The 12,858-nt window shown below is 71.3% G+C and carries 12 protein-coding genes; 4 read left to right on the top strand and 8 right to left on the bottom strand.

What is annotated here, in order from left to right; all coding sequences use genetic code 11:
• Positions 1-75: 75 nt before the first annotated feature.
• Both ABRP24_RS04060 and hemE read right to left on the bottom strand, forming a co-directional pair.
• Positions 76-1,392: an FAD-dependent oxidoreductase gene (locus ABRP24_RS04060; protein ID WP_349847558.1), complete on the bottom strand. Its 1,317-nt coding sequence runs from the start codon at positions 1,390-1,392 to the stop codon at positions 76-78.
• Positions 1,389-2,525 carry a uroporphyrinogen decarboxylase gene (gene hemE / locus ABRP24_RS04055; RefSeq protein ID WP_349847560.1) on the bottom strand — a complete coding sequence of 379 codons (1,137 nt, stop codon included), beginning with the start codon at positions 2,523-2,525 and terminating at the stop codon, positions 1,389-1,391. The genes ABRP24_RS04060 and hemE overlap by 4 nt, the downstream gene beginning before the upstream one ends.
• Positions 2,526-2,563: 38 nt before the next feature.
• On the opposite strand from hemE, the gene ABRP24_RS04050 reads away from it, so the two are divergent.
• Positions 2,564-3,886: a glutamyl-tRNA reductase gene (locus ABRP24_RS04050; RefSeq protein WP_349847562.1), complete on the top strand. Its 1,323-nt coding sequence runs from the start codon at positions 2,564-2,566 to the stop codon at positions 3,884-3,886.
• Positions 3,887-3,921: 35 nt separating this feature from the next.
• Entirely contained in the window at positions 3,922-4,320 is a 399-nt protein-coding gene (locus tag ABRP24_RS04045; protein WP_083404464.1) for an NUDIX domain-containing protein, read from the top strand.
• A gap of 82 nt (positions 4,321-4,402) precedes the next feature.
• Here ABRP24_RS04045 and ABRP24_RS04040 read toward each other — a convergent pair whose 3' ends face one another.
• From ABRP24_RS04040 to ABRP24_RS04025, 4 genes are all read right to left on the bottom strand, one after another.
• A complete protein-coding gene (locus ABRP24_RS04040) occupies positions 4,403-4,678 on the bottom strand; it encodes a hypothetical protein (RefSeq protein ID WP_027467022.1) in 276 nt (91 codons plus the stop codon).
• A 161-nt stretch (positions 4,679-4,839) separates the two neighbouring features.
• A complete protein-coding gene (locus ABRP24_RS04035) occupies positions 4,840-7,050 on the bottom strand; it encodes an MMPL family transporter (protein WP_349847564.1) in 2,211 nt (736 codons plus the stop codon).
• 135 nt (positions 7,051-7,185) lie between these two features.
• Positions 7,186-7,845 (bottom strand): response regulator transcription factor, encoded by a 660-nt coding sequence (locus ABRP24_RS04030; protein WP_176707926.1) that lies wholly within the window; start codon positions 7,843-7,845, stop codon positions 7,186-7,188.
• Complete coding sequence (locus ABRP24_RS04025) at positions 7,842-9,008, bottom strand: sensor histidine kinase (RefSeq protein WP_176707925.1); 1,167 nt, start codon at positions 9,006-9,008, stop codon at positions 7,842-7,844. The genes ABRP24_RS04030 and ABRP24_RS04025 overlap by 4 nt, the downstream gene beginning before the upstream one ends.
• A 129-nt stretch (positions 9,009-9,137) precedes the next feature.
• Between ABRP24_RS04025 and ABRP24_RS04020 the strand changes: the two genes are divergently transcribed.
• Positions 9,138-9,329 carry a hypothetical protein gene (locus ABRP24_RS04020; protein ID WP_176707924.1) on the top strand — a complete coding sequence of 64 codons (192 nt, stop codon included), beginning with the start codon at positions 9,138-9,140 and terminating at the stop codon, positions 9,327-9,329.
• A gap of 174 nt (positions 9,330-9,503) precedes the next feature.
• Positions 9,504-9,923: a GNAT family N-acetyltransferase gene (locus tag ABRP24_RS04015; protein ID WP_371836710.1), complete on the top strand. Its 420-nt coding sequence runs from the start codon at positions 9,504-9,506 to the stop codon at positions 9,921-9,923.
• 26 nt (positions 9,924-9,949) lie between these two features.
• Here the strand turns inward: ABRP24_RS04015 and ABRP24_RS04010 are convergent, their stop codons facing one another.
• On the bottom strand, positions 9,950-10,888 hold the full coding sequence (locus ABRP24_RS04010; RefSeq protein WP_301580947.1) for a serine hydrolase: 939 nt from the start codon (positions 10,886-10,888) through the stop codon (positions 9,950-9,952).
• Positions 10,888-12,852, bottom strand: coding sequence for a M13 family metallopeptidase (locus ABRP24_RS04005; RefSeq protein WP_071248919.1), 1,965 nt, complete (start codon positions 12,850-12,852; stop codon positions 10,888-10,890). Before ABRP24_RS04005 ends, ABRP24_RS04010 begins: the two co-directional genes overlap by 1 nt.
• Positions 12,853-12,858 lie beyond the last annotated feature (6 nt).

Here is a 12,858-nt window from a genome sequence, read left to right as displayed (position 1 = left end):
TGCGGTGGTCATGCACCGAACGGAATACGTCCGGCGGTCTGACCAACAGTAGCCCTCGGGGGCTGCGCGGTCCGCTCAGGAACCGAGGATCTCGTCGGCTGCCTTCCGAGCGGCGGCGATGATCCCCGCCAGGCCCCGTCCGGTCGAGGCCTCACCGATGCCGACGACGCCCTCGGCCAGCCCGGCCGCGGTGAGGTCCGGTCCGTACCAGCCGACGCGTGCGGCGCCGCTGACGCGGTCAGCCGTGATCGGCACACCGAGCAGCGTGGACGCGTCCTGCAGCGCGCGGCGGCCGACGGGGTCGGTCGGGTCGACCGGGAGGCTCGTGGCCCCGCCCGCAGGGTCCGTCGCGGTGGTCGCGTAGCTGAGCCGCAGGACGTGACGTCCGTCCGCCACGTCGGCCAGCCACGGCCACTTCACCGTCGCGTGCGTGAGGGCCTTCGCCGACACCGCCTGGGCGTCGGGGTGCACGAGCATCCCCGTGCCACGCGGGGCGGCGTCGAGCTCCGGCTGGTCGACGACGAGCGTGACCAGCTGGATACCGGTCCGGTCGGGGGCGGCGGTGCGCTCCGGGTCGGCGACGGAGGACAGGGTGTGCTGGGCCGGCAGCCGTTCGGTCGTGCCGTCGGCGCTGACGATCTCGACCGCGTGCGCCTCGATGCGGGTCGCCCGGGTGTGCAGCCGGACGTCCACCCCGTAGGTCTCCATGTCGGCGACGAGCTCGTCCACCAGGCGCACCGTCCCACCGCGGATCCCCTGCACCGGGGTGCCGGCGGCCGCGCGCGCCCGCAGCGACAGCACGGCCCGGGCGAGTGAGCCCTCGCGGAGCAGTGCGGCACGCAGGCCCGGAGCCACCCGGTCGGGGTCGAGCTGGTCGGGGTGCGTGGAGTGCACGCCACCGGCGATCGGCACCACGAGGTCGTCGAGCACCCGCTCCCCCATGCGCCGGCGGACGAGTTCGCCGAGCGACGAGGCCTTGGCGCCCACCGGTGCCGGCAGCAGCGAGTCCATCTGGGCGCGCAGGCCACCCTTCTGCCCGACCACGGCCAGCACGTCGGCGGCCATCGGGGTGCTCGGGATGCCGAGGAGCCCGGTCGCCGGGATCGGGGAGGTCCGGCCGTCGCGGGTCATCAGCCAGGCGCCGCGCGGGTCGGGGGCGACGACGTCGTTGCCGAGCCCGAGCTCGATCGCCAGGCGGCCGACGGCGTCCGTGCGGGTGGCGAAGGAGTCCGCCGCCATGTCCAGGTCGATCCCGCCGACGGTGTGCCGACGGATCATGCCCCCGAGCTCCCCCGAGGACTCGACGAGCACCACGTGGGCGCCGCCCTTGGCGAGGTCACGGGCGGTGACGAGCCCGGCGACCCCGCCGCCGACCACGACGACGTCGGTCACGCGTCGGCTCCGTCCTGCGCTGCACCGTCGTCCGCGCGGCCGTCGCCGAGCGAGTGGACCAGTTCGACCACCCGGGTCAGGACGGCCGGGTCGGTCTCGGGCGGGACCCCGTGGCCGAGGTTCACGACGTGGGCCCGTGCGGCACCGCCCCGACGGACGACGTCGCGGACGTGCGCTTCGAGGACGTCCCACGGCGCCGAGAGCATCGCCGCGTCGATGTTGCCCTGCACGCTGACGCCGGTGCCGACGCGCTGCACCGCCTGGTCGAGCGGCAGGCGCCAGTCGACCCCGACCGCGTCGACGCCGACGGTGTCGGTGCCGAAGGTCGTCATGTCGGCAAGTACCTCGCCGCTGCCGACGCCGAAGTGGATCCGAGGCACCCCGAGCTCGGCGACGTGCGACATCGCCCGGGCGGAGTGCGGGGCGACGGACCGGACGTAGTCGGCGCGGGACAGCGACCCGACCCACGAGTCGAAGAGCTGCGCGGCCGAGGCCCCGGCGAGCACCTGTGCCCGGAGGAACATCCCGGACACCTCGGCGGCCCAGGCGAGCAGCCGCGACCAGGTCTCGGGGTCGGCGTGCATGAGCGTGCGGGCGCGGATGTGGTCCTTGGACGGGCCACCCTCGACCAGGTAGGCGGCGAGGGTGAACGGCGCCCCCGCGAAACCGATCAGCGGGGTGTCGCCGAGCTGCTCGACCGTGCGTCGGACGGCCTGCTCGATCGGGGCGAGGGCCGCGGGGTCGAGCTGCTCGAGGGCGTCGACGTCGGCGGGGGTGCGGATCGGCGACGAGAGCACCGGTCCACGACCGGGGACGATCTCGACGTCCACACCGGCGAGCTTGATCGGCACGACGATGTCGCTGAAGAAGATGCCCGCGTCGACCCCGTGCCGGCGGACCGGCTGCAGGGTGATCTCCGACGCCATCTCCGGGTCGAGGCACGCGTCGAGCATGGCTGTGCCGATCCGAAGCTCCCGGTACTCCGGAAGGGACCGTCCGGCCTGCCGCATGAACCACACCGGGAGCGTCTCCGGACGGTCACCCCGCAGGGCCCGTACCAGGCGGGAACCATTCGTCCGCCCTGATGCCAGGGGGTGGGAGTCGGGGAGGGATGTGGTCGTCGCTTCGGTCACCGGATGATTCTCCCATCGAGCGCGTTACCATTGACTACGTGCTCATCTGTCTCACGGCGTCGCATCGCAACGCCAGCTTCGATCTCCTGGAGCGACTGAGCATCGGTGCACCCGCGGCAGCCAGCCGACTCGTCACGGATGCCGGCGTCCTGGACGGTGCCGTGGTGCTCGCCACCTGCAACCGTTTCGAGGCGTACCTCGACATCGCGGGCGACGAGAGCGACTCCGCCGTCTCCGCCACCGTGCAGGCCGTGGCCGCCGCGAGCGACCTGGACGCCACCGAGGTCCTGGACTCCGTCAACGTGCTGGACGGCAAGGACGTCGTGCAGCACCTGTTCGCCGTGTCGAGCGGACTCGAGTCCGTCGTCGTCGGCGAGACCGAGATCTCCGGGCAGGTCCGTCGCTCGCTCGAGGACGCCCGGTCGAACGGCACCACCACCTCGGACCTCGAGCGCCTGTTCCAAGAAGCCGCGCACACCTCACGCGGCGTCAAGACCCGCACCCGCATCGGCGCCGCCGGCCGGTCGCTCGTGCGCCTCGGCCTCGAACTCGCCTCGTCGCGGGTCACCGACTGGGCCCGCACCCGCGTGCTGCTCGTCGGCACCGGCAGCTACGCGGCCACCACCATCGCCGCCCTGCGCGACCGCGGCGCCACGAACATCCAGGTGTTCTCGCCGTCGGGCCGGGCGCCCTGGTTCGCCGCCAAGCACGACCTCGTCGCCGCCCGCGACCTGCGCCAGGCCATCGGCGAGAGCGACGTCGTGATCACCTGCACCTCGAGCGAGGTCCCGGTCGTCGCACCGGCCGACCTCGACGACGGGGTCCGCCGCATCGTCATCGACCTCGGGCTCCCCCGCAACGTCGACCCCGCGGCCGCCGGTGTCGACGGCGTCGAACTGCTCGACCTCGAGACGATCAGCATCCACGCCCCCATCTCCGAGCTGAACGCCGAGTCCGAGGCCCGCGCGATGGTCGACGACGCCGTGTCCCGGTTCCGCGCGCAGGCGATGGAGCAGTCGACGACCCCGGCGCTCGTGGCGTTCCGCAAGCACGTGTTCGACATCCTCGACGACGAGATCGAGCGGGCCAAGCGCCGCGCGGACGCCGACGGCGAGTCCGTCGAGCACACCGAGCGGGCGCTCCGGCACCTGGTCGGCGTCCTGCTGCACCGTCCCTCGGTCCGCGCCCGTGAGCTCGGTCGCGCCGGTCGCGGCGAGGAGTTCGTCGGGGCGATCGACTCCCTGTACGGCGTCCGTCCCGCGGCCGAGCCGGAGCTGCCGTCGCCCGTCGTCCCGCTGGCCGACCGCACGGCACTGGACCCGACCACCTCGGATCGCGACGACCAGGCGGACGCGAGCTGAGCCTCCAGGCCGCTTCGCAACCACCCACGCTGCGCGTGAGTGCGCTGCTGCTGGTGCGTGACCGACGTGTCCTGATGGTGCGCGCCCGGGCGCGCGACGTGCTCTACCTGCCCGGCGGCAAGGCGGAGCCGCACGAGACCGACGTCGAAGCCGCGGTGCGCGAGGCGTACGAGGAGACCGGCCTGCGGCTCACCGCCGACGACGTCGACCCGTTCGGCGTCGTGCTCGAGCCCGCCCACGGGCAGGCTCCGGGGACCATGGTCGCGATGACGCTGTTCCTGGTCCGGCCGGGAGGCCCGCTGGACTCCGCCACGCCCGTCGCCTCGGCCGAGGTGGACGAGGTCGAGTGGGTCACCTCCGCCGACGCGGACCGCTGCCCGCCCGCGGGCGTGGAGACGCTCCGCCGCCTGGTGGCGGCGGAGCTCATCGACTGACCGTCAGGCGCGGAGCGACAACGCAGAGGAGCCCATGCTCAAGGATGAGTACTCATCCTTGAGCATGGGCTCCTCTGGTTCGTCAGACCTTGTCGGTGTCGGTGTACTCGCCGACCTCGCCGTTCTGGGCCGGCTCGGCCTCGCCGGGGATGTCTGAGTCGACGTACTCGCCGTCGGGTCCGGCTCCGGTCGGACGCGTCTCGCCGGGGATGTCGCTCGAGACGAACTCGCCGACGGGCTCCGTCGACTCGACGTGCTCCTCGCCCGGGATCTCGCTGTCCGTGAAGGCTCCGGCCCGGGGTTCGACCCCGTCCGCGCGACCCTCGTCGCCTCGTGCTTGTTCGTGCTTGCCCGTCATGTCCGACCTCCGCTGCTCGGGTTGCTTGCCTCGGAGTGTGCCCGTGGTCCCTGGACGCCGACCGAGCCGGATGCGGCGTTCGGCGGTTGCCTGTGCACGGGCGGAGCCGTCCCGCTGCGATCGCAGCGGGACGGCTCCTTCGGCCCTGAGGTGCTGGCCGACTAGCTGACCGGCACCGGGATGGCCCCGGTCCCCCGGTCGTGCTCGGGAGCCCGGTCGAGTCCGTGACCCTCGGTGTCCAGGTTCGGGATGACCTTCCGCATCCAGCGCGGCATCCACCAGGCTGCTTCCCCGCAGAGCGTGAGGAGCGCCGGCATGATCATCATCCGCACCAGGAAGGCGTCTGCGAGGACCCCGACGAGCAGCCCGACGGCGATCGACGCTGCGACGGCCATCTCACTCGTGGCGAAGCCGGCGAAGACGACGGCCATGATCGTGGCTGCTGCGACGAGGACGGTGCCGGACTTGGTGAACCCGGAGAACACGGCGTCCTTCGGGCTCAGCCCGCGGGAGTGTTCTTCCTTCATCCGGGACACGAGGAACACCTGGTAGTCCATCGCCAGCCCGAACAGGACCCCGACCAGGATGATCGGCAGCAGGCTCAACATCGGGTCGCCCTGGGGTGCGGCGATGAGCGGGTCGAGCCAGCCCCACTGGAAGATCGCGACCGATGCGCCGAACGCCGCCCCGACGGAGAACAGGTACCCGAGGGTGGCGAACAGGGGCACGAGCAGGGATCGGAACATCACGATCAGGAGCAGGAACGACAGCGCGACGATCACGATGATGTAGGTGATCAGTGCCCGGTTCATCTGCGCGGTGTCGTCGAGCCCGATCGCGGTTTCGCCGGTCACCTCGACGCGCACGCCGCTGATCGCCGTGGTCTCGTCGCGGATGTCCGTGACGAGCTGCTTCGTGCTCTCGGCGATCGGACCGCCGGTCGGGATGACGGTGAGGAGTGCGGCGTCGTCGGTCTTCGTGACCTGGCCGGGGACGACGGCTTCGACGTGGTCGAGGCCCGTGATCTCGTCCTCGACCGCGGTGAGGTTGCTGGTGACGTCGTCACCCTGCACGAGCACGAGCAGCGGGGACTGGATGCCGCCGAACTCGTCGACGATCAGGTCGTAGGCCTTCCGCTCCGACGAAGTCGGGTCGGAGCCACCGGGGATGTTGGAGGCCGTCTTCATGTCGAGGACCGGTGCGGCGACGAGCCCGAGGACGACGACGGCCCCGAAGAGTGCGAGCCACGGGCGTCCGGTGACGAACCTGGCCCACCCGCGGAGGAAGTTCTTGCGGTTCGCGGGACGCTGCGGGATCGACTGGCCGGCGGCGAGGAGTTCCCGGTGCTTCCGGGGCAGGGCGCGCAACCCGAGGGTCCCCAGGATGACGGGGAGCAGCGTGAGGGCCATCAGCACCGCGATCAGGACGCTGAACGCTCCGGCGAGGCCCATCACGGTGATGACCTCGTTGCCGGTCACGACGAGACCCACGAGGGCGATGATGACGGTGAGGCCCGCGAACACGACTGCGGTGCCCGCGGTGCCGGTGGCCCGGGCGACCGCGTCGACGACGCTGCGTCCCTCGCGGAGCTCCGAGCGGAACCGGGTGAGGATGAACAGCGTGTAGTCGATCCCGACGGCGAGTCCGAGCATGGTCGCGAGCGTCAGGGTCGTCCCCTGGATCGGGTTGATCGCGGAGTACGCGAGGACACCGACCGTCCCGACGGCGACCCCGGAGATCGCGACGAGCATGTTCGCTCCGGCGGCCAGGAGCGAACCGAACGTCAGGAACAGCACCAGGAACGCGACCAGGATCCCGATGACCTCGCCGGGACCGAAGGTGGCGTAGGTGTCCCCGAACAGGTGCCCGCCGACCTCGGCGTGGAAGGCAGCACGGTGGTCGGCTGCGAAGTCCAGGACGGTGTCGTACGTCTTCTCCTGGTTCGCCTCGGTGACGCCGGAGAAGGTCAGCGTGGAGATGACCGTGGTGCCGTCCTTCGAGACCATCGGGCTCCGCTGGGCGAACGGGTCCGAGACCGTCTGCACGTGCGGAAGGTTCTTCGCGTCGGCGAGGACTGCCTGCACCTCGGCGGCGGTGTCCTGGTCGGTGACCTTCGCTCCGTCTCGCGCCTGGAGGACGAGCTGCAGCGTCTTCGCGTCGCCCGACGACGAGGAGCCGAGGTCGAACTTCTCGTTGACGACGGTGAGCGCCTTCGCGGCGGCGGTCTTGTTGCCGGCCGAGCCGGTGGCACTGGTGTCCATGCCGGCGGCGGTGACCGCGGTGAGGCCCGCGAAGAGCACCAACCAGACGGCGACGATGATGAGCCGGTGCCGGGCGCTGAAGCGTCCGATCGCGGCGAGGACCTTGGGCATGATGCTCCCGGAGAGAAGAAGAGGAAGCCACGCGGAGACCGTCGCGGCGGGTACTCCTCAATGCTCCGAGCAACGCTCCGTCCGGCCGTCGTCCCGTCGGAGCGACGGACCTACTGCGTCCGCAGTAGGTCCGGGTCAGTCGACGAGTCCGGCGCGGTAGGCGAGTGACACCAGCTGCGCGCGATCACGGACGCCGAGCTTCGCCATCGCGCGGTTGGCGTGGGTCTTCACGGTGTAGGGCGAGACGAACATCTCCCGGCCGATCCGGTCGTTGTCGCCGCCGCGGGCGATCGCCACCACCACGTCGTGTTCACGCGGGGTCAGCGCTCGGAGACGTTCCTGCGCATCGGTGTCGATGGCGCGGTCGGACTGGGAGCTGACCTGCGCGATGACCGCAGCCTGCGCAGCCGCGGAGAGTGCTCCACCACCGAGGACGACCTCGTTGATGCCCGCCACGAGCTCGCGGGGTCCGACGGTCTTGCCGAGGAAGCCGTTCGCACCGGCCCGGAGCGCCGAGACCACGATCTCGTCCTGCTCGAACGTCGTCAGGATGACGATTCGGAGCTGCTCGGCGGAGAACCGCTCACGGAGGCGGCGCGTGGTCTCGACGCCGTCGATCCCCGGCATCCGCACGTCCAACAGGACGACGTCGACCGTCGTCGTCTCAAGGAACCGCAGGGCCTCGAAGCCGTCGCCGGCCTCGCCGACGACAGTGAGGTCGTCGTGCGCCTCGAGGATGGTGCGGAGCCCGACGCGGATCATCGCCTGGTCGTCGACCAGCAGGATCGTCGTCACGACAGCTTCCTTCCGTCCAGCGCCAGCACGGCGTGCACGACGAACCGATCGGGTCGCTCGTCGACGTCCAGTGTCCCGCCTGCGGCCCCGACGCGTTCGCGCATGCCCACGAGCCCGAACCCCGAACCCTGCGTCTGCTTGGTCCGCGGCGCGCGTGGGTTGTCGGAGACCACGTGGAGTCGCCCCTGCTCGGCGCGGACGGTGATCGTGACCGTGCCGATCCCGTACCGGTGCGCATTGGTCAGTGCCTCCTGCACGACGCGGTACACGGTGACCTCGACCACGGGGGCGACCGGTTCGTCCGGCAGCTCGACGTCGGAGACGACGTCGAGCCCGATCGATGTGAACGACGACACCAACGCGGGCAGCGAGCCCAGTCCGGCGACCGTCTGGTCGGGAGCGGTGTCCCGTGACCGGAGGAGCTCGAGGATCTGCTGCGTCTCGGCGGTGACCATCCGCAACGCCTCTCGCGCGTCACCTGCGGCGCGTGCTGCCGTCACCGGGTCGCGGTCGACGGTGACCTCGACCGCACCCAGGTGCATGCTCGCCACCGCGATCTGGTGACCGACGACGTCGTGCAGGTCGCGGGCGATGCGCAGCCGCTCGGCGTCCACGCGTCGGCGGGCTTCGAGGTCCCGTGACGCGATCGCCTCGCGGGCTTGCTCCCGCAGGGCCGACCAGTACCGGAGCTGTGCCCAGACCGCAGCCCCCGTGGCTCCGGCCGCCGCACACGCCGCGACCGCCGCCAACGCGTCGGGACTGACCAGACCCGCGCCGGACTCCACCGCGACCACGAGGTAGAGCGGCAGCGCGGTCGCCACGACCATGCGGAACGGGGCCGCACCGCGGAGGGTGACGGAGAACAGCGCGAACACCACGATCGTCCACCCCACGATCGGGTCCCACCCCTGCACCGCTGCAACCGCACAGCCGATCACGGTGAGCAGCACCCCCGGCCACGGGTACCGACGAGCCACGGCAACACCGGCGATGCCGAGCAGCACACCGAGCAACGGGAAGACACCAGCGCCAGCGACGACGACTCGGACGATCTCCACCGCTGCACCGGCCACGGCGAGACCCGCGGCCAGCTCGGGCAGGAGCGCCGGGGACCGGAGCCACCACGGGTTCGGTGGCAGCACGAGATCGCCGTCGTTCGTCATCCCCCGAGTCTCCTGCCTCCACCCCACCGGCACGTACTGCGGACGCAGTAGGTTCGACGATCCGCGACGACGACGACGCACCGTGTCCCGATCCGGAGGATTGGCACCAACCCCACCGGAAGGCACCCCATGACGACGACCGCTCCCCGTTCCGCACCGACGGCGCGACGGCACTCCCTCACCCGCGCACCGCAGCTCACCGCGTGGGCCGCCCTGATGGGTGTCTCCGAGGTCGTCCGCTTCGCCGGGTTCATGACCCTGCTCGTCGCGATGGGCGTCGAAGCCGGCGCCCGACGCGTGATCGACCACGAGGAAGCGTGAGCATGCGTCCCATCCGCCCCGAGGACATCACGCTCCCCGACACCCGACCGATCGACATCACCGCGTACCTGCGCGAGGTCGAGTCCGGCGGAGCGGACTCCGCCGATCGCTGACGGTCACCCCGGTGTGATCCCGAGGCCGCATGATTCGTCCGGCTCGGGCACGATGGGCACCGTGACCACCACGATCAGCGACGAACGACCGGGCATGGACGAGCTGGTGGCGCTGTACGATGCCGTCGGGTGGACCGCGTACACGCAGGACCCCGCAGCCCTCACAGCGGCGATCGCCGGCTCGCACACCGTGCTGACCGCCCGCGACGGCGACGGACACCTGCTCGGCCTGCTCCGCACGGTCTCCGACGGGGTGACGATCGTGTACGTGCAGGACGTCCTCGTTCTGCCGTCCGCGCACCGGTCCGGCATCGGCGGTGCACTCCTCGACGCCGTCCTGCAGCGGTACGCCGGCGTTCGCCAGACGGTCCTGCTCACCGACGATGAGCCGGGGCAGCGGGCGTTCTACGAGTCACGTGGGCTCGTCGAGGCCCACGACGTCGACCCACAGCCGCTGCGCTCCTTCATGCTCCTGCGCTGAGCGACGGCGGCGAGCGGCGAGTGGCGTCAGCGACGAGCCGGGGCGTGCACCGCCTCGAGCACCTCGGTGCCCATGGTCCGCAGCGCCTCGACGACGGCCAACCGCCGCTGCAACGAGGCGTCGTCGAAGGTCACCGTCACGGCGTAGCTGACCGACGACCCGGGCCCCCGCAGGATCCCCGCCTCGGCCCGCACACCGGTGCTCGACCCGGTGACCGCGACGACCTGCAGCCCGTGGTCGAGCGCACGGTGCGCCAGGGGGTCGAGCCCGAAGGACCCGGCGACCAGGTTCAGGTCACTCGCCAGGGACAACCAGCCGAGCACGCGGTTGGACACCGCCTCGTCGACGACCTCGCCGAGCGCCAGTCCGCGCATCACCCACGACAGCTCCCCGGTCGGTGCGACGGAGGCGTCGGGGGCGTCATCCGGTCCGCGGCGGTCCCGCACACGGTCGATCAACGCCGTGCGCTCGATGCCCAGGGACTCCGAACGCTCGCGGACGGCGTCGATGCCGACGGTCGACAGCAGTGCGTTCATGGCCCAGGCGTCGGCGGTGGCCCCGACCAGGGTCGCCAGGTCGGGCACCTGCATGGTCGGCTCCTGCAGGAACTGCCACAGGCCGGCACCGGTCGCGGTGTCACGGGCCATGCGCTGCAGTCGGTCACCGTGCAGGCGGCCGTCCTCGAGCTGGGCGGCGACCTCGATGAGCAGCAGGACGCGGCCCAGGCTCGCGACCGGCTGCACCAGGGTGTCGTCGATCGCGAGCAGGGCCTTGCCGCTGGAGGTGTCGATCACCGAGGCGCTGACCCCGGCGCCCTCGAGCGCGAGGGCGCCGAGGGCCTCGGTGGTGGCGGTGAAGCGGTCGTCGGACCGGCCGCTGTGCCGCCCACGACCGCGGCCGCCACCTGCTGGGCGGTCGTCCGGTCGCCGGCGGCGCGACGACCGGGCCGCGTCCGGCTCCGTCATCACCAGATCGCGACGCGCTCGGCGGGGTCGAGGTACATCGCGTCCTGCTCGGTCACGCCGAAGGTGTCGTACCAGACGTCGATGTTCCGCACGACCTGGTTGCAGCGGAACTCGTTGGGCGAGTGCGGGTCGATGCTCAGCAGACGAGCCGCCTCTTCCGGGCGGATCGCCATGCGCCAGGCCTGTGCCCAGCTCAGGAAGAAGCGCTCGGCACCGGTGAGGCCGTCGACGACCGGGGGCTCCTGGCCGTCGAGCGACAGCAGGTACGCCTTCCACGCGATCGACAGGCCACCGAGGTCACCGATGTTCTCGCCGATCGTCAGGGCACCGTTCACGTGGCTGTCGGGCACCTCGGTCGGCACCAGGGCGTCGTACTGGGCGATGAGGGCCTTCGTGCGCTCCTCGAACGCCGCGCGGTCGGCCTCGGTCCACCAGTTCTCGAGCTTGCCGTCGCCGTCGTACTGCGACCCCTGGTCGTCGAAGCCGTGGCCGATCTCGTGGCCGATGACGGCCCCGATCGCGCCGTAGTTCGCGGCGGCGTCGCGGTTCGCGTCGAAGAACGGGAACTGCAGGATGGCGGCCGGGAACACGATCTCGTTGAAGCCGGGGTTGTAGTACGCGTTGATCGTCTGCGGGGTCATGAACCACTCGTCACGGTCGATCGGCTTGCCGATCTTGCCGAGCTCGCGGTCGACCTGGAACGAGGCGACCGCGCGGACGTTCGCGACCAGGTCGTCGGCACGGACGGGCAGCGCCGAGTAGTCGCGCCACTTCACCGGGTAGCCGATCTTCGGCGTGAACTTGTCGAGCTTGTCGAGCGCACGGGCACGGGTCTCGTCGGTCATCCAGTCGAGCGCCGTGATGCTCTGCCGGTACGCCTCGACCAGGTTGGCGACGAGGTCGTCCATCTTGGCCTTCGAGGTCTCGTCGAAGTGCTCCTGCACGTAGATGCGGCCGACGGCCTCGCCCATCGCGCCCTCGACCAGCGAGACGCCGCGCTTCCAGCGGTCGCGCTGCTTGGGCGCACCGGTGAGTGCGGTGCCGTAGAACGAGAAGTTCGTGGCCGAGAACGCGCTCGTCAGGTACGCCGCGGACCCACGGATGACCTGCCAGCGCAGCCAGTCCTTCCAGACCTCGAGCGGCTGGTCGTTCAGCAGGTCGGCCAGGCCGGTGATGAACGAGGGCTCGCGCACCACGACGGTCTCGAACGCGCCGGCCGGGGCGTCGATGGCCTGCCACCAGGTCTGCAGGTCGACGCCCTTCGCGAGCGCGGCGACCTCGGCCCAGGGCAGCTTGTTGTAGGTCTTCTGGCTGTCACGCGTGGTGACGTTGTCCCAGTGCTGGGCGGCGAGCGCCGTCTCGAGCGCGATGACGTGCTCGGTGCGGGCGCCGCCGTCGTCGAGGCCGGCGAGCGGGAACATCGCCGCGACGAACTCGCGGTACTTCTCGCGGATGTCGGCGAAGCGCTCTTCGCGGTAGTACGACTCGTCGGGCAGCCCGAGGCCGGACTGCTCCAGGAACACGACGTAGGACTCGGGGTCGCCCGGGTCGTTGTCGACGAAGAGCTGCAGGAAGCTCGGCAGGCCGATGCGCTCGAAGCGTCCGACGGCGGCGATGACCTCGGGCACGGACTGGATCTCGGTGATCTCGGCGAGCAGGTGCTCGATCGGTGCGGTGCCGAGCTCCTCGAGCCGTGCCTCGTCGGTGAACGAGGTGAAGAGGTCACCGACCTTGCGCTCCTCGGTGCCGGGGGCGGCCTGCTGCGAGCGCTCGATGATGTCGCGCACGGCGATCTCGGCGGCTTCGGCCAGCACCGTGAAGGAGCCGTACCGGGCCTTGTCGTCGGGGATCGGCGTCGCCTCGATCCAGGTCCCGTTCACGTGGCGGTACAGGTCGTCCTGGGGGCGCACCGCGGGGTCGAGTTCGTCAGTGTGGATGCCGGAGGCACGTGCGACGTCGGTCATGCGGTC

The organism is Curtobacterium sp. WHRI 8282 (assembly GCF_040223925.2).
Lineage (GTDB): Bacteria > Actinomycetota > Actinomycetes > Actinomycetales > Microbacteriaceae > Curtobacterium > Curtobacterium flaccumfaciens.
Note: the sequence above shows the minus strand (reverse complement) of the source record. Positions and strands in the feature narration are given on the sequence as shown.